Source organism: Streptomyces sp. NPDC033229 (assembly GCF_055576875.1).
Window position 1 is genome coordinate 55111 of sequence record NZ_JBVIQR010000032.1, and the last position, 20304, is coordinate 75414.

General features: G+C 71.6%; 20 protein-coding genes. 6 read left to right on the forward strand and 14 right to left on the reverse strand.

All coding sequences use genetic code 11. The features are described 5' to 3' along the window. Window positions 1-101: 101 nt before the first annotated feature. Complete coding sequence (locus tag ACZ53N_RS25820) at window positions 102-677, reverse strand: AAA family ATPase (RefSeq protein ID WP_469143176.1); 576 nt, start codon at window positions 675-677, stop codon at window positions 102-104. A 378-nt stretch (window positions 678-1055) separates the two neighbouring features. Beyond that, on the reverse strand, window positions 1056-2432 hold the full coding sequence (locus ACZ53N_RS25825) for a hypothetical protein (protein WP_469143177.1): 1377 nt from the start codon (window positions 2430-2432) through the stop codon (window positions 1056-1058). Window positions 2433-2695: 263 nt separating this feature from the next. Here ACZ53N_RS25825 and ACZ53N_RS25830 point away from each other — a divergent pair, with 263 nt between their 5' ends. From ACZ53N_RS25830 to ACZ53N_RS25850, 5 genes are all read left to right on the forward strand, one after another. Beyond that, the gene (locus tag ACZ53N_RS25830; RefSeq protein WP_469143178.1) at window positions 2696-3685 is read left to right on the forward strand and encodes a hypothetical protein; all 990 of its coding nucleotides are present in this window, start codon (window positions 2696-2698) and stop codon (window positions 3683-3685) included. Window positions 3686-3796: 111 nt separating this feature from the next. Then, window positions 3797-4246 carry a hypothetical protein gene (locus ACZ53N_RS25835; RefSeq protein WP_469143179.1) on the forward strand — a complete coding sequence of 150 codons (450 nt, stop codon included), beginning with the start codon at window positions 3797-3799 and terminating at the stop codon, window positions 4244-4246. 76 nt (window positions 4247-4322) lie between these two features. After that, window positions 4323-5180: an alpha/beta fold hydrolase gene (locus ACZ53N_RS25840; protein ID WP_469143180.1), complete on the forward strand. Its 858-nt coding sequence runs from the start codon at window positions 4323-4325 to the stop codon at window positions 5178-5180. Between the two features lie 426 nt (window positions 5181-5606). Then, window positions 5607-5903: a peptidase inhibitor family I36 protein gene (locus tag ACZ53N_RS25845; RefSeq protein ID WP_469143181.1), complete on the forward strand. Its 297-nt coding sequence runs from the start codon at window positions 5607-5609 to the stop codon at window positions 5901-5903. A gap of 99 nt (window positions 5904-6002) precedes the next feature. Then, on the forward strand, window positions 6003-6803 hold the full coding sequence (locus tag ACZ53N_RS25850) for a maleylpyruvate isomerase family mycothiol-dependent enzyme (protein ID WP_469143182.1): 801 nt from the start codon (window positions 6003-6005) through the stop codon (window positions 6801-6803). Window positions 6804-6892: 89 nt separating this feature from the next. On the opposite strand, the gene ACZ53N_RS25855 is transcribed toward ACZ53N_RS25850, so the two are convergent. The 3 genes from ACZ53N_RS25855 to ACZ53N_RS25865 form a co-directional block, all read right to left on the reverse strand. Beyond that, window positions 6893-7186: a hypothetical protein gene (locus tag ACZ53N_RS25855; RefSeq protein WP_469143183.1), complete on the reverse strand. Its 294-nt coding sequence runs from the start codon at window positions 7184-7186 to the stop codon at window positions 6893-6895. 508 nt (window positions 7187-7694) lie between these two features. Continuing rightward, on the reverse strand, window positions 7695-9182 hold the full coding sequence (locus ACZ53N_RS25860) for an amino acid permease (protein WP_469143184.1): 1488 nt from the start codon (window positions 9180-9182) through the stop codon (window positions 7695-7697). 817 nt (window positions 9183-9999) lie between these two features. Next, a complete protein-coding gene (locus ACZ53N_RS25865) occupies window positions 10000-11178 on the reverse strand; it encodes an MFS transporter (protein ID WP_469143185.1) in 1179 nt (392 codons plus the stop codon). A gap of 149 nt (window positions 11179-11327) precedes the next feature. On the opposite strand from ACZ53N_RS25865, the gene ACZ53N_RS25870 reads away from it, so the two are divergent. Continuing rightward, window positions 11328-12173 carry a helix-turn-helix transcriptional regulator gene (locus ACZ53N_RS25870; protein ID WP_469143186.1) on the forward strand — a complete coding sequence of 282 codons (846 nt, stop codon included), beginning with the start codon at window positions 11328-11330 and terminating at the stop codon, window positions 12171-12173. Window positions 12174-12216: 43 nt separating this feature from the next. Here ACZ53N_RS25870 and ACZ53N_RS25875 read toward each other — a convergent pair whose 3' ends face one another. The 9 genes from ACZ53N_RS25875 to ACZ53N_RS25915 are packed head-to-tail and all read right to left on the reverse strand — an operon-like array spanning window position 12217 to window position 20216. Then, the gene (locus ACZ53N_RS25875) at window positions 12217-13326 is read right to left on the reverse strand and encodes a zinc-binding dehydrogenase (RefSeq protein ID WP_469143187.1); all 1110 of its coding nucleotides are present in this window, start codon (window positions 13324-13326) and stop codon (window positions 12217-12219) included. Further along, the gene (locus tag ACZ53N_RS25880; protein ID WP_469143188.1) at window positions 13323-14135 is read right to left on the reverse strand and encodes a phytanoyl-CoA dioxygenase family protein; all 813 of its coding nucleotides are present in this window, start codon (window positions 14133-14135) and stop codon (window positions 13323-13325) included. The genes ACZ53N_RS25875 and ACZ53N_RS25880 overlap by 4 nt, the downstream gene beginning before the upstream one ends. 48 nt (window positions 14136-14183) lie before the next feature. Further along, window positions 14184-14600: an aspartate 1-decarboxylase gene (panD, locus tag ACZ53N_RS25885; RefSeq protein ID WP_356451768.1), complete on the reverse strand. Its 417-nt coding sequence runs from the start codon at window positions 14598-14600 to the stop codon at window positions 14184-14186. Between the two features lie 50 nt (window positions 14601-14650). Next, the gene (locus ACZ53N_RS25890) at window positions 14651-15184 is read right to left on the reverse strand and encodes a flavin reductase family protein (protein ID WP_469143189.1); all 534 of its coding nucleotides are present in this window, start codon (window positions 15182-15184) and stop codon (window positions 14651-14653) included. Continuing rightward, entirely contained in the window at window positions 15181-16368 is a 1188-nt protein-coding gene (locus ACZ53N_RS25895) for an acyl-CoA dehydrogenase family protein (protein WP_469143190.1), read from the reverse strand. The genes ACZ53N_RS25890 and ACZ53N_RS25895 overlap by 4 nt, the downstream gene beginning before the upstream one ends. A 14-nt stretch (window positions 16369-16382) precedes the next feature. Beyond that, the gene (locus ACZ53N_RS25900) at window positions 16383-17543 is read right to left on the reverse strand and encodes an acyl-CoA dehydrogenase family protein (RefSeq protein WP_469143191.1); all 1161 of its coding nucleotides are present in this window, start codon (window positions 17541-17543) and stop codon (window positions 16383-16385) included. Then, window positions 17540-17860: an acyl carrier protein gene (locus ACZ53N_RS25905; protein ID WP_469143192.1), complete on the reverse strand. Its 321-nt coding sequence runs from the start codon at window positions 17858-17860 to the stop codon at window positions 17540-17542. Before ACZ53N_RS25905 ends, ACZ53N_RS25900 begins: the two co-directional genes overlap by 4 nt. Beyond that, entirely contained in the window at window positions 17857-19437 is a 1581-nt protein-coding gene (locus ACZ53N_RS25910) for an amino acid adenylation domain-containing protein (RefSeq protein ID WP_469143193.1), read from the reverse strand. The genes ACZ53N_RS25905 and ACZ53N_RS25910 overlap by 4 nt, the downstream gene beginning before the upstream one ends. Continuing rightward, window positions 19434-20216 (reverse strand): alpha/beta fold hydrolase, encoded by a 783-nt coding sequence (locus tag ACZ53N_RS25915; protein ID WP_469143194.1) that lies wholly within the window; start codon window positions 20214-20216, stop codon window positions 19434-19436. The genes ACZ53N_RS25910 and ACZ53N_RS25915 overlap by 4 nt, the downstream gene beginning before the upstream one ends. Window positions 20217-20304 lie beyond the last annotated feature (88 nt).

Consider the following 20304-nt stretch of genomic DNA (forward strand, 5'->3'; position numbering starts at 1 on the left):
GAGCCCGCCACGGGCGTCACAGTAGGCCGGAGGCGCAGTGGTCGGCCACGGGATTGTCGCGTGCGCGGATCAGTTTCCCGGCCGGTGCCGGAAGGTGTCTCTCACGCCGCCGTGCGTGCCTGCTCGGGGCCTTCCGGGCGGTGGCTCTCCGCGCCGAACTCCACCGCCGTCATCCGTTCGCGCGAGGTCCGGTCGAGGAGCACCACCGAGGCCGCCTCGGCCACCACTCCGGGAACCGCGCCCGAGTCCTTCTCGGCTTGTGCGGACAGCGCGAGCAGCAGCCGGTCGAGCCTTCGCCGGTGGCGGGCGAACACCCGGCCCGGCGCCCAGCGGCCTCGGGCCCGCTGCCCCGCGAGGGCTTCGGCGGCGCCGACGTCCAGCAGCACCAGATGCAGTTCGCGGCCCTGGCGCCCGGCGGACCGGGCCAGCCAGCGGCGCAACCACGGCCGACTGCCGCAGTCGTGCACCAGCAGCGGCCCGCCCGCGCGCACCGCGGCGCGCAGCCGGCGGACGTGCTCCAACCGTGCCCAGGGCCGGTACACCGCGTACGGCAGACGCTCCGGCATCAGCGCCTGGCAGGCGACGTGGACATCCCGGGGATCGACGGCCGCCGCGGCCTCGGACCACCGGCGCAGCAGGGTGCTCTTGCCGCTGCCGGGCAGGCCGGAAACGACCACCACGGCACCTGCGGGATAGCACAACACGGCCGGGGCGCCTGCCCGGTCCCGGAAGTCCACCAACCCGCGCGGACGCACACCCGGCCCTCGGTCCCCGTACGGAACGGCCCGTACGTCCACCGTGTCCGGCCTGCCTGTATCGCCCACTGCCGCCCCTTGTCCGTGCCGACGTGCCCCACGGCCTCGTACGGGCCGCCCGTCGGCCCTCGAGAACCTCGCGCGTCCGCCCCCGCCGGGGCATGAGCGGGGACAGTCTGGGAGACGTCGCGGGGAGCCCGTCGGTTTCTGCGACCGGGACATTTACGGATGGTAGGACGCGATGACACCCTATCGGCCGGAAGCGGCCCAGCGTCCGACTGTCCGGTGGACCGTCGTGGATCAGCGGGCGGCGTCCGGTGCGTGCGTTCGCGAGGCGGAGGGCAGACCTCGTACCGGTCGCACTCGGGCGAGCCCGACAACGCGGCGAGTTCCCCCGGCCACCGCTGGGAGGTGTCCCCGGCGGTAGGCGTCGGGAGTCCGCGAAGATCCGTCGGATGGGCCCTGGCCGGAAGCCGGTGTCAGAGTGATGCGGAGGAAGCGGGGTCGGTAGATGCTCGCGCGGTCGATGACGTCACGCGGTCGGAGACTGTTGACGTTGTACGAGACGACGAGCTCGCCGTGGGAGGCGAGTTCCGGGTGTTCGTGGGCGTTGTAGGCGTAGACGTTCTGGTTGCGGTAGGTGCCGTGCGGTCCTGACTCGGGTGCGGTGTAGACCGTGCGGGGTGTGCTGAAGGGACCGCCGGGGGAGCGGGACCAGGCGAGTTGGAGTTCCGCGCTGAACGGCAGGTCCGCCCGCTGCGTGAGCAGGGCGTACCAACGGCCGTGGCGGACCACGCTGACTTCGTCCGCGGTGCGCAGCGGCGTCCCGTCCGGACCGGACAGCCGGGCGGCACGGGACTCGTCGGGGGACCAGGTGCCGTGGGCGGTCCGGTACTGCCAGGGGCGGCGCAGATCGGACCCGGCGACTCGGGCCAAGCGGAGGTAGTGGCCGCCGGAAGGGGCTTTCTCGGTGCCGTAGATGTAGGTGTGGTTCCGCTGCCGGTCCAGCCACGCCCCCCAGGCCGTGCGGGTCGCGGACGGCAGCGGGGTGACCGACCGCGGCCGGGCGAGCCGGCCCTGGCCGAACCTGGCCAGGACGTTTCCCCGCCAGGCCACGTCGAGTGGACCGGGCCCGGTGCGGGCGTAGCGCGCGTAGACGACCGCGACACCGTGACCGTCGGGAACACCGGCCCGGGCCCAGTACCAGTGGCCGGGGCCGGACACCAGGGACGCGGCACGGCCGGAGGCGTCCCGCCCGGTGATGGTGCGGGGACCGTCGGCGCTCCACAGCACGAAGCTGTTGTGGACGAAGGGCGTCGGCCCGCCGTCATGGGTGGTGGGTGGCCGGGAGCCGTCGGGCCGTACGGTGCCGAGAAAGGTGTCGGAGAAGATCCAGAGTTGACCGGCGGGCGTCGGTACGGAGTAGGTGCTGTCCCCGCCGGTCCAGTGGTGCGGTGAGCGGCCGCGTTCGGCGTACCCGGTGAAGGCGTCGTTCAGCGCGTGGAGCGGGCGCACCCCGGCCACCCGGGGCACAGTCGTGGCGGGCTGCGGGGCGGGTGGCAGGAACGCGCAGGTGGCGGTGAGGGCCGCGAGCAACAGCGCACGGGGCACCCGCGACCCGGCCGCGGCCGCGAGCGCGGCGCGGATCCGGCTCCATGGCGACGGAGGCATTGTCATGGCAGGACCAACGAGTCGGAGGGGCCGGTGGTTGCTGCCCGCTCAGCGGTCGGTGGCGAACAGCATAAGCGCCGTTAGTCCGAAAATCACTTTGACATGCACGCTCTGAGTGGCATTTAGTTCTATTTACTAGGACCATTTCAGTTGGGGAGCACGTCATACTTACGAAGCGCAAAGGACTGACGGCCGCGGGATTCGTCGCCCTGATAACGGCAGCGTCCGTTTCCTGCGGACCCGCCGAACAGCTCAGTGCGGAAGCGAAGGTGCAGCGCGCCTTCGACAAGCTGGGACAGCAGAAGTCCCTTTCCGCGGACATCAGCCTTGACGCGAACGCGGACGAGATCTACGCCGCGCTGAAGGACACCGAGGACTTCGAGCGCCGCGACGCCGACCTGCTCGAAGGCCTCAAGCTCACCTCCGCCTCCGCGTTCGACAAGCCGCTCAAGGACGTCAAGAGCGGCGACGAGAACGGCTCGGGCGCCTTCAAGCTGGCGAAGAACGACGGCAAGGCCCTGTTGGAGGTCCGCTGCATCGGCAAGAAGTACTACGTGCGCGGTGACCTCAAGGCACTCTCGGAACTGCCTACCTCGAAGGACCGCGACGGCAGGGCGGGAATCGACGAACTCATGAGGAAGGCGGACGAACTCCCCTCTTCCATGGGCGCGGTCAAGAGCGCGGTCAAGGGCGAATGGGTCGTGCTCGACGCCGATGCCTTCAAGGAACTGGCCGAAAAACGCGGCAAGAGCGGGAGCGGAGCCCTGGGCGAGGAGGAGCAGCTCGACCCGAAGAGCCAACAGCAGATCTTCGACGCCCTGCGGAAGGCGCTCGGTGACAACGCCGAATTCAAGGCCGCCGGCAAGAAGGGTGGTGCGGACCACGTGAAGGTCACCGTGCCGGCGAAGAAGGTCTCCGAGGACCTCGTCAAGGCCCTCGAGCCGCTGCGGAAGAAGCTGGGCAAGGGCGGTAAGCCGTCCGGGCCGGGCGACACCCCGAAGAAGGACGTCACCGTCGACGTGGCCATCAAGAACGGCATGGTCTCCACCCTGACCCTCGACGTATCCCAGCTGGACGAGAAGGTCAAGGGGAAGCTGCCGCTGGTCATCGGCCTCGGCGGTGGCGCCGGTGGTGTCATGGCACCGTCCGGCGCGCAGGAGCTGAAGCCGCAGGACCTCGTCGCGGCGATGATGCGCCTCGCCATGGACAGGATGGGCGAGCGCGGCACCCCGGACGGCCTCGGCGGCGTACGGATCTGACGCCGGGAGTTCAACGGACGCACGCCCGGCCCGCCTCCCCCCCCAGCCCTGCCCCGCGGTTTCGAAGCCGCCGCGGGCGGGGCAAGGAGGGGGTGAGCGGAAGGGGGCAGCGTGACGGAGGGAAGCTCGCGTCATCCGAAGGAAGAAATCATCGCGCTGCGCATGAAGGAGTACGAATCACTGCGGGCCGAGGTGACCCAACGCGTCAACGCCCGGCAGCAGATCGCGGGCTTCGCCGGTGTGATCTCGGCTCTGCTGTCCACGGGCAGCGGATTCGCCCTCGGCAGCTGGAAGCTGTACCTCGCAGTGATGATCATGGGGCTCGCCGTCCTCTGGCTGCGGGACAGCAACCAGGCGATTCAGCGGATCGGGGTACACCTTCAGCACATCGAGGACGACGTCAATCAACTGTCCCAAGAGATCTACGGCCGCCGGGCCCTGAGCTGGGAGACCCGCAGGCAGCGGCAGCGTGACCGGGAGAAGAAGGTCTGGAAGCTGGGCGGCAGCGCCGGCGGATGGCATTTGAAGGACCCCGCCCGTCACCTGCCTCCGCCGCCGTAGCGTCTTTCCGTCGTCCCGGCAACGTTGCCCGGGTTCGCGTCGGGACGCCCTCGCGCCGCGTCGTACCATCCCCGCCATGAGCCAGCTCCTGACGGTCGACCTGCCCGTGGCAGTGCGCGCGCACAGACTCCGGACCAGCCGCGGAAGCTTCGCGGTCCTCGAAGCGCCTCCGCACGGAGGCGCTTCACGGGCCACCGCCCTGTTGGTGCCCGGATTCACCGGCAGCAAGGAGGACTTCATCCCCCTGCTGGAGCCGCTGGCCGCGGCGGGGGTGCGCGTGGTGGCCATGGACGGACGCGGTCAGCACGAAACCGGGGGGCCCGAGGAACCGGCCCGTTACGGACAGACGGAGGTGGCCCGGGACGTCATCGCCGTCACCGAAGCCCTGGGCGAAGGCCCCACCCACCTGGTGGGGCACTCCTACGGGGGGCTCGTGGCGCGCGCCGCGGTCATCGAGGCGGCTGCGCGCGGGGCGGTTCCCTGGGCCTCGTTGACGGTCATGAACAGCGGCCCCGCCGCCGTGTCCGAGCAGCAGCGGGAACGACTGGGCATGCTGGTCACGGCACTCGGCAGCGTGAGCATGGAAGACATCTGGGAGTTCATCGGCCGGTCCGAAGCCGACGGTGTTCCCCCGAAGGCCGCCGAGTTCATGCGGCGGCGTTGGCTCAACAACGTCCCCGACCACCTGCGCGCCGCGGGGACGCAGATGATCGAAGAGCCCGACCGCGTCGAGGAGTTGGCGCGCGTGCCCGTCCCCAAGATGGTCATCTCCGGATCCCCGGACACCACCTGGGAACCCTCCCAGCTGTCGGACATGGCCGAGCGCCTGTCCGCGGTGCTGCTCCCGATCCCCGGTGCCGGGCATTCGCCGAACGTGCACCGCCCCGGCGAGGTGGCGGCCGGACTGCTCGCTTTCTGGAACGACCGGACGTAGGAAGGGACTTCGACGAGCGGGCGGAGCCCGGAGCCGCACCCGGAGTCGGCCGTCCTCCTCGCGGCCCTCGTTCCGGCCCGCCACCGGTCCTGGGGACGCGCCCCGACGGAGTCCGCGGCGATCCGGTGGGCTGCCGGATCGGCTGAACGTGCGACTTCTCCGCGCCGTGTGCCTCGCCCTCACCGCACTCGTGATGGCGAGCTGCGCTGTGCCACCGGCCGAACCCGCCGCCGGTCGTGGACACCGGCGTCCGCGCCCTCGTCGTCCGCGCGGTCGGCGGGGTGAGTCCCCGCCACCGGGTACACCGTCACCGCCCACACGGACGGCTGCCAGGCCGCCGCGTAGCGCGTCCTCTACGGAGACCAACGACGTTGGTTCCGGGCCCAGGCCACCGTCAACGACCTGCGCTCCGAGGCGGGCGCCCGGATGGTGGCCGACCCGCGCTTCCGCGCCGCCCTGGCCCGGTGGAACCGCTATTACGGCGGACAGCGGGCCAACTGGAGTGGTGACGAAGGCTGGTGGGAGAGCTACATCGCCGACGAGGACTCCTCGTGGGCGAACCACGGCATCTCGGGGCCGGGCATCAAGGACCACGTGAAGGTGTATTCGGGGGCATACCTGGGCGGCCGCATGACGATCTGCCTGAGCCCGGGGGAAGAGGTCTATTACAACGGAGCGGCCAACGACGACGGCGCCTCCCACACCTGGGCGGCGAGCTGCTGAACACCTGCGCCCGAAGGGCCCCGCTCCGGAGCGGGGCCCCTCGGGGCCCGATCGTGTCGGCACCCCCCGGGCACGCCAGGCGAAGGGCAGAGTGGGGCCATGGACTACATCCCTCATTTCCGGCGCGAGGTCCTGGCGTTCGAGGCCGCGGCCCGCCGGGCGGCCGAAGCCGACGTCGCTCCTCTGGTGCCCTCCTGCCCGGGCTGGTCGGTCTCCGAGCTGGTCGGACATCTGGGCGCGGTGCACAGGACCGTGGCCCGCGTCATCAGGGAACGCCGCCGCGAGCCGCTGGACGGCACGGACCTCAGCACCCTCGAACTCCCCGCCGACCGCGCGGGCTGGCCGACGGCACTGGAGCTCGCGCCTGCCGACCGAGGACCGGTTCCGGTGAGCCTGATCGACTGGTTCGGTGACGGGGCCTCGGCCCTGGAGAGACAGTTCAGGGACAGCGGCACGGACGAGCCGGTGTGGACCTGGTCGCGGGAGCAGACCACCGGCTTCTGGCTGCGGGTCCAGGCGATCGAGGCGGCCGTGCACCGCTGGGACGCCGAGAACGCGCTCGGGACGGCCCGGCCGGTCGCGTCCGAGCTCGCGGCGGACGCGGTGGGCCAGACCTTCGAGGTCATGGTGCCGGCCCGGCGGGCCGCGGCAGCCGCCCCGCCCGGGTCGGGCGAACGGTTCCGGTTCCGGCGCACCGACGGCATCCGGGCATGGACGGTGCGCTTCGACGGCGACGACGTCCGGCTCGACGACCGTACCGGCCCTGGTGACGTCGAGCTGGCCGGTACGGCGTCGGACCTGATGTTGTTCCTCTGGAACCGGATCCCCGTGGACCGGCTGGAGGTGAACGGGGACCAGGCTGTGCTCGACCGGTACTTCACCCTCGTTCCGCCCATGTGACGGTACGGCCGGGGGCGGAGTCGGGGCCGGGGCGTGCGACGTCCCACGGTGCTCGCGCTCGACCGGGGGAATTCCGGTCGGCGCCCGCGTCACTTGATGACGACGTTGTGGGCGGGAGTGACCTCCGGGCGCAGGTCGCCGTATCCGAGGTCGGCCAGGATCGGCCCGAGCGCGGTGGCGAAGATTTCGAAGGCCTCGGGGGATTCCCAGACCTCGGTGACCCGCCATCCCCCCTCGACCGGTCCGGAGGCGTGCGCGAGCAACCCGGGAACCGGCAGATCGTCCGTGCTGGTGAAGCCGCGTCCGTCGGTGACGCGTTCGACGCACATGTCGTAGAGGTCCTGAGCCGCGCCGGGGGCGTTGAACGTGACGATGATGGCCATGGCGGTTCCTGTCTGTCGCGGTGTCGGTGGATCCGGAACGTGCCGTGCGACCTGCCCCGCCGGGCCCCGTGGACCGGGCCCCCGGCGTGGCCGACCCGCCCCTCGGCACCCCCTCTGGCTCCCCGTCCCGTGGCCACGGCATCCCCGGCCGTGACGGCTTGTCGGCGCGTTGGCCACCGGGCCGGAGGCTCGGGGCGCGGGCGCGAGGGCCGGACGGGCTCACCGCTTACCGCGCGCCCGGCGCCGTCGCTTCCGGGCACCCGCGTGCCGCGGCCTCCGTCTCTTCGTCGGCCGGCTCCCCCCGGCCGGCGACGGCCCGCTCTGTGCCACACGGCCGCGTAGGCCGTCCTGAGCCCCCTGACCGCGTCCAGGTCGCCCGGAGGCGGACCATGGCCCCGCCGACGACGAAGGCGCCCACCCGCGGCCTGAGCCGGGGGTGGGCGCCTTCGTGGCTGTCACGGGCCGTGGGGCCCACGCGCGAGGGCGCGGGTCCGGTGGCCGGTCGGGGCTAGGCCTTCTCGGCCCCGGCCTGCTGCAGCTCGGTCTCCTGCTTGACGCGGGCGACCCGGCCGCGGACGACGAACCAGCCGCCGACCAGCGCTGCCGCGATGAGCGGCAGGCACAGCACGGTGGTGCGGCTGGCGCCCTCGTCGGCCGCCATCAGACCCAGCACGCTCGCCAGGAAGACCAGCGTGATGATCTGGGTGTACGGGGCCCAGGGCAGCCGGTACCCGGGGCGGGTGACGCGGCCGTCCTTGGAGCGGTGCCAGAAGAGCAGCGAGCAGAGCATGATCATGCCCCAGGTGCCGATGATGCCGATCGCGGCGAAGTTCAGCACGATCTCGAAGGCGTTCTCGGGGACGACGAAGTTGAGGCCGACGCCGAGGACACAGAAGAACGCGGTGAGCAGGATGCCGCCGTAGGGGACCTGGCCCTTGTTCATCAGGCCGGTGAACTTCGGGGCCGAGCCCGACATGGCCATCGAACGCAGGATCCGGCCGGTCGAGTAGAGACCCGAGTTGAGGCTGGAGAGCGCCGCGGTGAGAACGACGAGGTTCATCACGCCGGCCGCGTACGGGACGCCGATCTTGCCCAGGACGGTGACGAAGGGGCTCTCGTCGCCGGTGAAGGCGGTGTAGGGCAGGAGCAGGGCCAGCAGGATGACCGAGCCGACGTAGAAGAGACCGACACGCCACATGATCGAGTTGATCGCCTTCGGCATGATCTTCTCGGGGTTCTTGGTCTCACCCGCCGCGACACCGCACAGCTCGACCGAGGCGTAGGCGAAGACGACACCCTGGATGACCATCAGCATGGGCATCACACCGGTCGGGAAGACACCGCCGTTGTCGGTGATGTTGGCCAGGCCCGGGGTGCTGCCGCCGACGTCGTGCTGGGTGACCAGCAGGAAGATGCCGATGAACATGAAGAGGACCAGCGCGCCGACCTTGATGATCGCGAACCAGAACTCCATCTCGCCGAAGTACTTCACCGAGATCAGGTTCACGGTGAGGACGATCGCGAGGGCGATCAGCGCGAGCACCCACTGCGGAATGTCGCTGAACATTCCCCAGTAGTGGGTGTAGGTGGCGACGGCGGTGATGTCGGCGATGCCGGTGGTCGCCCAGTTGAGGAAGTACAGCCAGCCGGCGGTGAACGCGCCCTTCTCGCCCATGAACTCACGGGCGTAGGAGACGAACGCGCCGGAGGACGGACGGTAGAGCACGAGCTCGCCGAGCGCCCGGACGACGAAGAAGGCGAAGACGCCGCAGACGGCGTACGCGATGAAGAGGGAAGGGCCCGCGTTGGCGAGGCGGCCGCCGGCGCCGAGGAAGAGGCCGGTGCCGATCGCTCCGCCGATCGCGATCATGTTGACGTGGCGGGACTTGAGGTCCTTGCTGTAGCCCGCGTCTCCGGCGTCGACGTGCGTGGACGTCGTCGCCGGGGCGGATACATCGGGCTCGGTGCCGGCCGCAGTGAGGGTGCGGTCACTCATGTATGTCTTCGCCTTCATTGGAGGGGGGAGCAGGATCGGGCCGTACGACTCCGTCGAGGGTGATCTCCGTGTGCGGGGACGGGCGGCCTGAGCGGCCGACCACCCGGCACCGCTGAGCGGCAGCCTCGACGGATGGCCCGGTGCCCGGGACACGGCTGGCGACGCCGCTTCCCGAGGGCTTCGGAAGGGATGGACCGGTGGGCCCGAGGCGTCCCGGTGCTCTTCGATATCTCATCGATGATCTTGGGGGTGCCGGTTGCCCGAGGCCCGAATGATCCGGACGTGGAAGAAGGCGCCGAGCACCCCGGGGGATGGATTCGGACTTCTCTTCCCTGTCTTGATCAGTTCTTGTGGTGAGGACGCTCGCCGTGGGCTAAGCGCCGTCGGCGCCCCGAGGGGCGCGGAGGCCGAACACCTGCGGGGTGTGTCGTGCCTCCCCGGTGACAGACAGCGTCGCCGCGGGAAGCTTGCGCCCCGGAGCGTGGCCGAGCACCGCTTCCGTGGCGCTGACGCGCCCCGGTGCTCCGCCGGCTGTCTGACAAGTCCATGCGGTGAATGGTGTGAGGCGCGCTAGGTAATCGTCAAGAGTTTACGAAAACTTGTTTTTACCGGCTACTCACGGTAGGACCCCCCTGGTCAGCGGCTTTCTACCCGGCGGTTACCGCGCTGTACGCAGGCGCGCCAGTGACGCAAGACACGCCCTCTTGGGTAGGTGTGGGGCATTCATCACGGTGAAAAAGCGGCATAAACGCGCGACGAGGAGGCCGCGGCCCACCAGGGTCCGCGGCCTCCTCGGCCGTATCCGCCGCCCGGCGGCTCAGCGGTAGCGGGCGCGCCCGACGCCGGCGGCGATGGTCAGCGGGACCGTCAGCACGGCGGCGATCAGGAAGAGGGCGCGGTACGCGTGGTGGTCGGCCGCGCCCGCGGCGAGACCGCTGGCGAGCGCGCTGCCGACGTACAGGGCCACGCCGAACATCGCCACCCCGGTCGCCCGGGCCGTCGGGGCGAGCACCGTCGCCCAGGACTGGACCGTGGAGTGCATGAACGACCAGCCGCCCCCCAGGAGCAGCGCCGTCACCACCAGCGCGGGCACCGACAGGCTCACCGCCGCGATCGTGTAGGCCACGGCCATCTGTACCCCGCCGATGAGGATGATCATGGCCGGGCTCCACCGGCCGACCAGCCGCTTGACCAGCTGAGCCGCTGCCATGGACCCCACCCCGTACAGCGCGGACACCGCACCCGCCACCGCGGTCGGCACCCCCCGGGACTCCAGGGCCGGGGCCAGATAGGTCAGGAATCCCAGCAGCACCGCCCCTTCGAGCAGGGCGACGGCCATTACGTACCACTGCCAGCGCGAGCGCATCACCACCCGGATCGGGGCGAGCAGCGAAGGTGTGGGCTCACGCTCGGGCTCGGCCAGCCGCCGCAGGGCCACCGCGAGGTACGCGGCGAACACACCCGGCAGTGCGAACACCAGCCGCCAGCTGACGTAGTGCGCCAGCGCTCCCGCCACCACGGTGGCCACCGCCGTGCCCAGGGCGAACGCCGTCATCAGCTCGCTGAGCGGGCGTTGCCGCACCTCGGCGGGCACCGTGTCGCCCACGTAGGTGAGCGAGGCCGCGATGGACGCGGCGAAGAAGGCACCGGCCACGGCGCGGGCCACGATCAGCATCGTGGCGTTCGTGGCGGCCGCCGACACGAACGCCGCCAGGGCCGCGCCCATCAGCGAGAACCGCATCACCGCGACCCGGCCCACCCGGTCGCTGGCGAGCCCCCACACCGGCTGCATCAGCCCGTAGCAGAGGTAGTAGCCGCTGGCCGCGAGCACCATGGTCGGCAGCGGGACACCGAGCCGGGCACCGATCACCACCAGCATCGGGGCGATGCAGAAGCGGTCGAAGTTGCTGATGAACCCGGCCGCGCGCAGCAGTCGTAACGAAGCCGGCGGCAGGCCCGTCGGCGGCGGGGCGGTGGGTGCGGTCGTCGTGGTCACGGAGACGGTGTCCTTCCTTCAACTCTTCAACCGGACACCCCAAGCCCATCACCCGGCCGGACGTCTTTCCCCGCTCAGCCGATTACCATCACTCACAGCCTGCCGGGCGGCGGGCCGGGTGACGTCACGGGTGGGGGAGCGGGCGGGAGATGCCGGGGAACGGGAACGGCTACGGCACGGACCGCAGCACCCCGCGCAAGGAGCTCGGCGCCTTCCTGCGCTCCCGCCGGGAACGCCTCACCCCCGCGCAGATGGGCCTGCCGGGATCACCGCGCCGCCGCACCCCCGGGCTGCGCCGCGGCGAAGTGGCCGAACTGGCCGGCATCAGCGACTCCTGGTACGCCTGGCTGGAACAAGGCAGGGTCCGCACCTCGGAACAGGTCCTGCGCTCGGTGGCACGCGCCCTGCGCCTGGACGAGGCGGAGACCGCGCACGTGCTCTCGTTCGTCGAGGACACAGCGACGGAGGAGCCCGCACCGGGGTGGGTGTCACGGAATCTGCTGTCGCTGGTGGAGGCGATGGCGCCGAACCCGGCCGTGGTGATCGACCCGCACTGGGACCTGCTGGCGTGGAACGCCGGTTACGCGGCGCTGCTCACCGATCCGGCACGGCTGGCGCCCAAGCAGCGAAATCTCCTGTGGCTGGTGTTCCGGTGGCCACCGAGCCGGCGGTTGCTCGCCCAGTGGGAGCCGGAGGCGCGGAGCCTGCTCGGACAGTTCCGCGCGCACGCCGCCCGGCACCCCGACGACCGGCGGTACGCGGAAATCGTCGACGAACTCATGGCCGATCCCGACGCGGCCCGCTGGTACGCGGAGCGGGCGATCGCCGAATTCCAACCCGCCGTGCGGCATTTCCGTCACCCCACCGCGGGGGATCTCCGGCTGCGCTACGTCAAGCTCGCGGCGGTCGAGGAACCGGGCCATCACTTCCTCGCCTACCTGCCCGACGACCGGTCCACCGGGGACGGGTTGCGCACGCTCACCGGGCAGGCGTGAGAGCCGCCCGTCGCCGGGCGGCTCTCACCTCACAGATCGCGGGTCAGCTCGTCAGGACGGCCTTCATCACCGACCCGTCGGCGACGGCGGCCAGTGCGTCCGCGTGCCGCTCCAGCGGGAACGACGTCACCAGGCTCGCGAGGTCGAAGCGGGCCGCGAGCGCCGGCAGCAGTCGTACGTACTCGACGAGGTGGGCTCCGGTGAACGCCCAGGAGCCGATGACGTCGAGCTGGCGGTAGACGATCTGATGCGGGTTGATCAAGGTGTCACCCGCGTCCGTGTACTGGCCGATGACCAGATAGGACCCGCCCCGGCGGGCCAGGGTGAGGCCCTGCGCCACGGCCGCCGGAACACCGGCGCACTCGATGACGAGGTCCGCCCCCGCCCCGCCGGTGGCGGCCCGCACCTCGGCGAGGACGCGTTCGGGGTCGTCGGCGCCGGCGATGTCCAAGTGGACGTCGCCGATGCCCGCCCTGGCCGCGCTCTGCAGCCGTTCGGCGGGGCCGCCGACGAGGATGACCTTCGCCGCCCCGGCGAGCTGGGCGAAGGCCGCCGCGGCCAGCCCGACGGGCCCGCTGCCTTGGACCACCACGACCTCGCCGAGCCGTACGGGCCGGCGCTCGTACAGGGCGTGCACGACGGTGGGGCCCGCGCAGGCCAGTGACATGGCGGCGAGCGGATCGACGCCCTCGGCCGCCTTGACCACGGTCGTGCCGGGGTGCAGCACGATGTGGTCGGCCCAGGAGCCGGCCAGCTCCGGGCCGTCGTCCAGCGACCGGTTGACACCGTACGTGCGGCGGTTCTCGCACAGCGTCGGTTCGCGGTGCAACCGGCACGGCGGACAGACGCCGCAGGCGATGGAGGAGGCCCACATCACCGCGTCGCCGGGGGCGAGTGCCGCGCCCGTGGCGTCCTTGTGGGTGCCCGGACCCAGCTCCCGCACCACACCGAGCCCCTCATGACCCAGCACCAGCGGGGTGGGGATGGCGAGATGGCCCTGGCACAGATGCAGATCGGTGCCGCAGACCCCGCCGTGACCACAGGCGACGATCATGCCGCCGTCGGGGGCCGGCGGGATGGCGAACTCGCGGAGCGAGAGGGGCCGGCCGAACTCCTCCAGGACGACGGCGCGACCGGTCCGCGCGCCGGTCACGCGGTCACCGTCCGGAGGGTGTCGAGGAACGGCGCCGACAGGGAACGCAGCGGCTCGGTGTCGCGGCACACCACGTACTCCGGCCGCTGCCCGCCCGGCGCCTCGGGCAGGTTGGCGACGTCGTTGTAGGTCGCGATGAGCAGCCGACGGGCGAAGGGCGACATGTTGGGCGCCGACCCGTGCACGATCTCGGGCGAGAAGAAGACCACGGATCCCGCGGGCCCCTTGGGGCTGGTCATGCCGTGCCGGTCGACGTGCTCGGCGAGCTGTCGGGGTGTCAGTGAGATGTCGTCCGGGTCGAGGTGCTGCTCGGACTTGGCGTCGGCCTTGCGGCTCTCGCGCACCAGGCCGCCCCGGTGGGAGCCGGGCACGAAGATGACCGGGCCGTTGAACTCGGTGACGTCATCGAGGAACACCCCGATGTTGACCTGCCGCGGCGCGGGCAGCCCGTCGGCGATCCGCCACGCCAGATAGTCCTGGTGCCACGCCCATCGCTCGCCGCCGAAGGCGGGCTTGGCGTTGATTTTGAACTGGTAGACATACACGTCGTCGGTGAGCAGCTGTTGGACGGGGCCGAGCACCCGGGCGTCGCGGATGAGCCCGGCGAACTCCGGCTGCCGGTGGTGCGAGGCGTAGACCGCGCGGACCTCCGCGCTGTCGTCCTCGACGACCAGGTGGGGGCCGGGCACCTCGCAGTCACGCGCGAAGGACTCGCGCAGCCGCTCCACTTCCCGCTGGTCCAGCAGGGACTCCATCATCAGGAAGCCGTCCCTGTGGTACTGGTCCACCTGTCGCTGATGCAGACGCATGGTTCTCCTCGGTTCGTCGCGGGTTTCGTAGGGGAGTCGCGCCGCGGGTCAGCCGGCGACGAGGTCGCCGCGCTTGAGCCCGGAGTCCGCGGGAACGGCGGCCGGGTCGCCGCCGAGTTCGACGACGGCGTTGTGTTCGTCGACGAAGACGACGCTGGGCACGAAGGAGCGGGCCTCCTCGTCCTTCATGGCGGCGTAGGCGATGATGATGACGCGGTCACCGGGGCTGATCAGCCGTGCCGCGGCGCCGTTGATGCCGATGACGCCGGAGCCGCTCGGCCCCTCGATGACATAAGTGGACAGCCGGGAGCCGTTGTCGATGTCGACGATGTCGACCTTCTCGCCCGGCAGCAGATCGGCGGCCGCCATGAGATCGGACGCGATCGTCAGCGAACCGACGTAGTGCAGGTCGGCCTGGGTCACGGTGGCGCGGTGGATCTTCGACTTCATGAGGGTGCGGTCCATGGGGAACTCGACTTTCCTTGTCGGGAGGGTGATGGGGTACCGAAGGCCGTTCAGAGGGGCCAGGTGACGTACCGGCGCATGCCGTACAACAGCGGTGCCGTGGTGCTCGCGCCGGGTGCGGCCGGGTCCTGCAGGACCTCTGCCCGCAGCACTTCGCCGATCACGATGGTGTGGTCACCGGCCGGTACGAGCCGTTCGACGCGGCACTCGGCGAGGGCGTGGGAGTCCTCGCGCAGGGCCGGCAGCCCCGTCGCGGGGGCGGCCTCCCAGGGGACGCGGGAGAAACGGCCGGCGGTGCGGCTCGCGAAGGCCTCCGCCGCCCGCCGCCCGGGCCCGTGCAGGAAGTTGACGACGAAGGCGCCGCGCGCGGCGAGGACGGGCAGGGTGCTGCCGGTGTTCGACGCGCACACCAGCAGCAGTGGGGGATCGAGGGACACCGAGCACACGGCCGTGCACGCGAACCCGTAGGGCTGCCCGGATTCGTCCGCCGAGGTGACGACGGAGACACCGCCGGGGTGGGCGCCCATCAGGGCGCGGAAGGCGTCCGGGGTCACAGGGGCGGCGGTGTCCGCGAGGGGGCTCACCACGCGAAGGCCCGCGCGTCGTAGAGGTTGATCCCGACCGCCGCCTTGCCGAGGTACTCCAGGCACTCGTGCGGCTTGGCGGGCATGACGGAGGAGAACGACACCTCGCGGATGAGCCGTTCCAGCGGCTGGGAGCGGCTGACCGCCGCCGAGCCGCAGATCCGCAGGGCGTCGTGGGCGAGCTCGGGGCCCACCTCGCCGACGATGTACTTGGCGGCGTGCACCATGGCGTTGGCCTCCATGCTGCCGCGTTCGGCGTCGACGAGATCGCCCGCCTCGTGCACCAGCGCCCGGGCGGCCCGCAGCCGGGCGGACATCCGCCCCAGGTCCTGCTGGAGCACCGGGGACGTGGCGCGCGCGTCGGAGGCGGCCACGTAGTCGGCGGTGTAGCGGTAGACGGCCTCGGCGATGCCCAGATAGGCGCCGGTGTACCCGGCGATCATCCAGTGCGGTTCGCGGACGAGCTTGAACAGCGACATGCCCTCGACGCCGAGGTAGAGCCGGGAGCGCGGCACGGGCACGTGGTCCAGGGTCATCGTGGCCGTGCTGGTGCCGTTCATCGCGGACATGCTGTGCACGGGGCCGAAGGTGATGCCCGGGTCGTCGGCGGCGACGACGAAGTGCGAGACCTCGCTGCTGCCCTCGGTGCCCTCGGCGCGGGCCGCCACGACGTAGTAGTCGGCGATGCGCGCCAGGGAGACGAAGGACTTCTCCCCGGTGATGACGTAGGTCTCGCGGTCCTGGCTCAGGGTGTAACTGGTCCGCACCTCCCGGAGTTTGGCGCCACGACCGGCCTCCGAGGTGGCGGACGCGAACAGCTTGCGGCCGCGCACCACCTCGTCGTTCATCCAGGACCGGAACCGGTCGGCGGCGGGCGGCAGCGGTGTGGCCGCCGCGTCCGCGAGCGCCCCCATCACGACGTTGTGCATGTTGAAACCGAGCGCGGCGGCGCCGTTGTGGGCGCCCAGTACGGCCAGTACGCGGGAGTACCCGCCGTAGCCGAGGCCCGCGCCGCCGGCCTCACGGGGCAGCAGCAGCCCGAGCAGCCCGGCTTCGCGCAGGATGCGGTAGGTCTCCTGGCCGTCGGTCAGTCCGGCGTCCACCCCGGCGGCCAGTGGCGCGAGGGCCGCGCCGGTCTCCTCGGCGAGCTTGAGGATGTCGTCCATGTGTGTCGGCAGCGTCATCGATGTCCTTCGGGTCAGTTCTCGACCGGGAGGCCGAATTGACGGGCGATACCCACCCGCAGCAGATCGTTGGGGCCCGCGTAGGTCAGCGCGGCCATCGGGCTGTGCAGGTCGGCGGGGAGTTCGGAGTCGGCGATGAAGGCACGTACGCCCGACAACGCGGTGGCGTGCTCGGTGAGACGCACATAGTCCTCGGAGACCGAGATCTTGGTCAGCGCCGCCTCCGCCGTCAGCTGCCGTGCGGGGGTGCCCGCGTCCAGCCGGGCGGCCATCGCGTACAGCTGCACACGGGAGCGGTGCAGGGCGAGTGCCATCTCGCTGACCCGGGAGGCCACTTGGTGGCTCGCCCCCATCCGCCGCCCGAAGTGGTCGCGGCCGGCCGCCCACTCGACAATGCCCCGCAGGGTGCGGCGCATGGGGCCGAGGGCGTAGCCGAGGATGACGGCCCGCTCCCAGGCGGTGGTCGAGGACATCACCGCCAGCCCGGATCCCTCGTCGCCGATCAGACAGCTCGCGGACAGCCGGGCGCCCTCGAAGACCAGCTCGCCCATGGGCACGCTCGGCAGTGCCGTCTTGGTGAAGGACTCACCCCGCACCACGCCCGGGATGTCGAGCGGCAAGAGGAAGGCCGACAGGGCGAACGGCGAGCGGCCCTCGCCGGTGCGGGCGAAGACGATGGCCCGGTCGGCGACCGGCGCGGCCGTGATGAACGTCTTGGCGCCGTCGAGGACGAAGACATCGCCCTCGCGCCGGGCCCGCGTCCGCATCGAGAAGGGGTCGCTGCCGCCCGAGCGCTCGGTCAGCGCGTGGCACAGGAGCGTGCCGCCGTCCTGCACGGCAGAGACCGCCCGCCAGGCGTCCTCGGGCAGGGCGGCGCGCAGCGGGAACTGCATGCCGAACACCTGCGAGGCCAGGGCGTAGCAGATGCCCGGGTCGGCGCCGGCCAGCCCGATGCCCTCGATCATGGCCAGGGAGCGGGTGACCGGCCCGGGGTCGGTGTCATCGGCTGGTGCCAGGCGGAGCACACCGAGGTCGGCCATCGCCTGCCACTGCGTACGGAAGTCCTCCTCGCGCACCTTCTCCACGACCGGCCCGGCCAGTTCCCGGTAGGTGTCGACGACCTCCTCGGCCGCCTTCGGGCCGGTGCGCAGCAACAGGTCGACGGGGGCGCTCACGCGGTCGCCCCACCGGTGGCCCGGTGGTCCTCGACCGCGGACCAGAGGGCCTGGGGGGTACGGAAGTTGGCCGCCACGATCTCGGTGTCGGGCAGCGCGATCCCGGCCTCCTTGTCCAGCGCGGCGACGATCTCCATGATGGCCAGCGAGTCCAGCAGGCCCTGTTCGAGGAGCGGGGTGTCGGGGGCGAGCCGGGCGGGCGTCTCGCCCCGGCCCCAAGTGATCTTGCTGCTGATGAGGGCGCAGAGGTCTTCGACGCTGTTCATCACCCGGGACGCGGGCGGGACAGGCGACACGGTGGGGTTCGCGGTGGTCATATCAGGCTCTCCTCGGTGGTGGCGGGTGTGACGGACGGTGCGGCGACATCGCCGCTGAGGGCGCGGCGGTCGACCTTGCCGCTGGTGAGGGTGGGCAGTGCCGCGACGGGGATCACCCGGTCGGGCAGCATCCGCTTGGGCAGGACCGCGCGCAGCTCCGCCAGCACGTCCCGCTCGGTCGCACCGGTCTGGGCGTACGCCCAGATCTCACCGGTGTGCGGGGCGTCCTTGGCGACGACGGCGGCGGTGGCGACCTGGGGCAGGTCCAGTACGGCGCTCTCGACGTCGAGCAGATCGATGCGGTGGCCGCGCCGCTTGACCTGGGAGTCGCGGCGGCCGCGCAGGAAGACACGGCCGTCCTCGGTGATCCGGCCGATGTCGCCGCTGGCGTACGCGCGCCGGGTGGTGCCGTCGCGGAAGACCGCGGTGACCGTGGGGTCCCGGAGCGCGCCGCCTTGCAGATAGCCCTGGAAGACGGTGGGCCCGGCGATGTGGATCTCGCCTTCGCCGTCGGTGGGCCGCCCCTCGGCGTCGAGCACCTCGATGGTGACGCCGCCGATGCCGCGGCCGATGGTCAGCTCCTGGTCCGCGGTCCAGTCGGCCGGCATGCGGAAGTAGGTGCACGCGTTGGTCTCGGTGGGCCCGTAGAGGTTGTAGAAGGGCACGTCGCCCAGGAGTTCCAGGTAGCGCTCCAGCAAATGCGGGGCGAAGGGTTCGCCGCCGAAGGCGGCCACCCGCAGCGACGGCGGTACGGCTTCGGCGAAGCCGCCCTGCTGGAGCATGCCGTGGTACAGCGAGGGCACGGCGACGAAGGCGGTGACGCGCTGTTCGTGGAGCCAGCCGACCACGTCGCGCGGGAAGGCGCGCAGCAGGTCCGGCATGAGGACGGTGCAGGCGCCCACCGCCGCCGCGCTGAAGAGGTCGAAGGTGGTGAGGTCGAAGGTGAGCGCGGCCTGTGAGCCGATGCGGTCGGTCTCGGTGAGGCCGAACTCCCCGGCGGCCCAGAGTGCGTAGTGCGCGACGTTGGTGTGCGAGAGCAGCACACCCTTGGGCCAGCCGGTGCTGCCGGAGGTGAAGAGGATGTAGCCGCCCCGGTCCGTGGGCGGGGGCAGCGGTTCGGGGTCTGCCGGGGCGTCGACGCGCAGCCAGTTCAGCCCGTGCGCCAGCGGCCCCTCGGCAGGTGTGCCGCTCCCCTCGCCCGCCTCCTCGACGGCCCGCCGGCACGCGGTGAGGGACCGGTCCGTGGTGAGCAGCAGGGACAGGCCGGCGTTGCGTGCCATCCGCGCGGTACGGGCCGGGGGATCGGCGACATCGAGCGGGGCGACGACGGCGCCCGCGCGCAGCGCGGCGTAGAGGGCGATCACCGTCGCCGGGGTCTTGGCGGCGTACACCCCGATCCGTACGCCCGGCCCCGCCCCGACGGCGGCGAGCGCGCCCGCCAACTCCCCGACGGCGTGCTCCAGTTCGGCGTACGTCCAGCTCTCGGTGCCCGCGACGAGCGCGGGTCGGTCGGGGTGCGCCGCCGCGGACCGGGCCAGGAGGGCGTCCAGCCGTGGGGTGTCGATCGCGGTGGTCACGAGAGCGTCTCCACGGGTCGTGCGCCGAGTCCGTACTCGGCGAGGAAGGAACGGGTGGCGTCGGCGACGAGGTCGGGGCAGACGAGGTGGGGGTAGTGGTCACACCCCTCGGGCACCAGCCGCCGTACCACGCCGGAGACCGAGCGCTCGACGGCGTCGAGCTGGTCGAGGGTGCCGTACTCGTCCCGGTCGCCCTGGATCATGAGGACGGGCGCGGTCACGTCGAGGTCGTCCTCGATGCTCCAGTCACGGAACTCCGGGGAGAGCCACACCCCGCTCCAGCTCTCGAAGACCGAACGCGGGTCGTCGTGCACCAGCGCCAGCTTCCGGGCCAGCGGACCGGCCTCGTAGGAAGCCCGGGCCGCCTCGATGCCCAGCCGGTTCTGGTCCTCGAAGTACATGTGCGGCCCCATGGCGACGACCGCCTCGACCGGCCGTACGGAGGCGTACAGCAGCGCGATGGAGCCGCCGTCGCTGTGCCCGACGAGAACCGGGCTGCGCACCCCGAGCAGGTCCAGCAGTTCGGGCAGGACCTCGTGGGCGTGCTCGTGCATGTAGCGCGGGGTCCGCGGCCCGCGGGCCGGCCCGGAACCGCCGCTGCCGTGCCGGGAGTACACCAGCGCGCGACGGCCGGTGGCCGCGGCGAGACGGGCGGGGAACCGCCCCCAAGACGCCACGCAGCCGAGCCCGCCGTGCAGGAAGACCAGGGGCGGCAATTCCGGGTCGCCGTCGAGGAATACATGCTCGACGGGGCCGCTTTGTGTGTCGACTACCGGCACATCAATACCCTTCTCGGTGGTCTGTTCGTCCCGTGCGCCCGGTCTTCTGAACGGCGGTGCGCACGCATGCGGGAGGGGATACGCAAAA

Coding starts and splice junctions, on each gene's coding strand:
- ACZ53N_RS25855 (WP_469143183.1), bottom strand. CDS start 7,186: ATGGCCATCATCGTCACGTTCAACGCCCCCGGCGCGGCTCAGGACCTC.
- ACZ53N_RS25870 (WP_469143186.1), top strand. CDS start 11,328: ATGCCGGGGAACGGGAACGGCTACGGCACGGACCGCAGCACCCCGCGC.
- ACZ53N_RS25880 (WP_469143188.1), bottom strand. CDS start 14,135: ATGCGTCTGCATCAGCGACAGGTGGACCAGTACCACAGGGACGGCTTC.
- panD (WP_356451768.1), bottom strand. CDS start 14,600: ATGGACCGCACCCTCATGAAGTCGAAGATCCACCGCGCCACCGTGACC.
- ACZ53N_RS25845 (WP_469143181.1), top strand. CDS start 5,607: ATGGTGGCCGACCCGCGCTTCCGCGCCGCCCTGGCCCGGTGGAACCGC.
- ACZ53N_RS25895 (WP_469143190.1), bottom strand. CDS start 16,368: ATGACGCTGCCGACACACATGGACGACATCCTCAAGCTCGCCGAGGAG.
- ACZ53N_RS25825 (WP_469143177.1), bottom strand. CDS start 2,432: ATGACAATGCCTCCGTCGCCATGGAGCCGGATCCGCGCCGCGCTCGCG.
- ACZ53N_RS25860 (WP_469143184.1), bottom strand. CDS start 9,182: ATGAGTGACCGCACCCTCACTGCGGCCGGCACCGAGCCCGATGTATCC.
- ACZ53N_RS25850 (WP_469143182.1), top strand. CDS start 6,003: ATGGACTACATCCCTCATTTCCGGCGCGAGGTCCTGGCGTTCGAGGCC.
- ACZ53N_RS25905 (WP_469143192.1), bottom strand. CDS start 17,860: ATGACCACCGCGAACCCCACCGTGTCGCCTGTCCCGCCCGCGTCCCGG.
- ACZ53N_RS25840 (WP_469143180.1), top strand. CDS start 4,323: ATGAGCCAGCTCCTGACGGTCGACCTGCCCGTGGCAGTGCGCGCGCAC.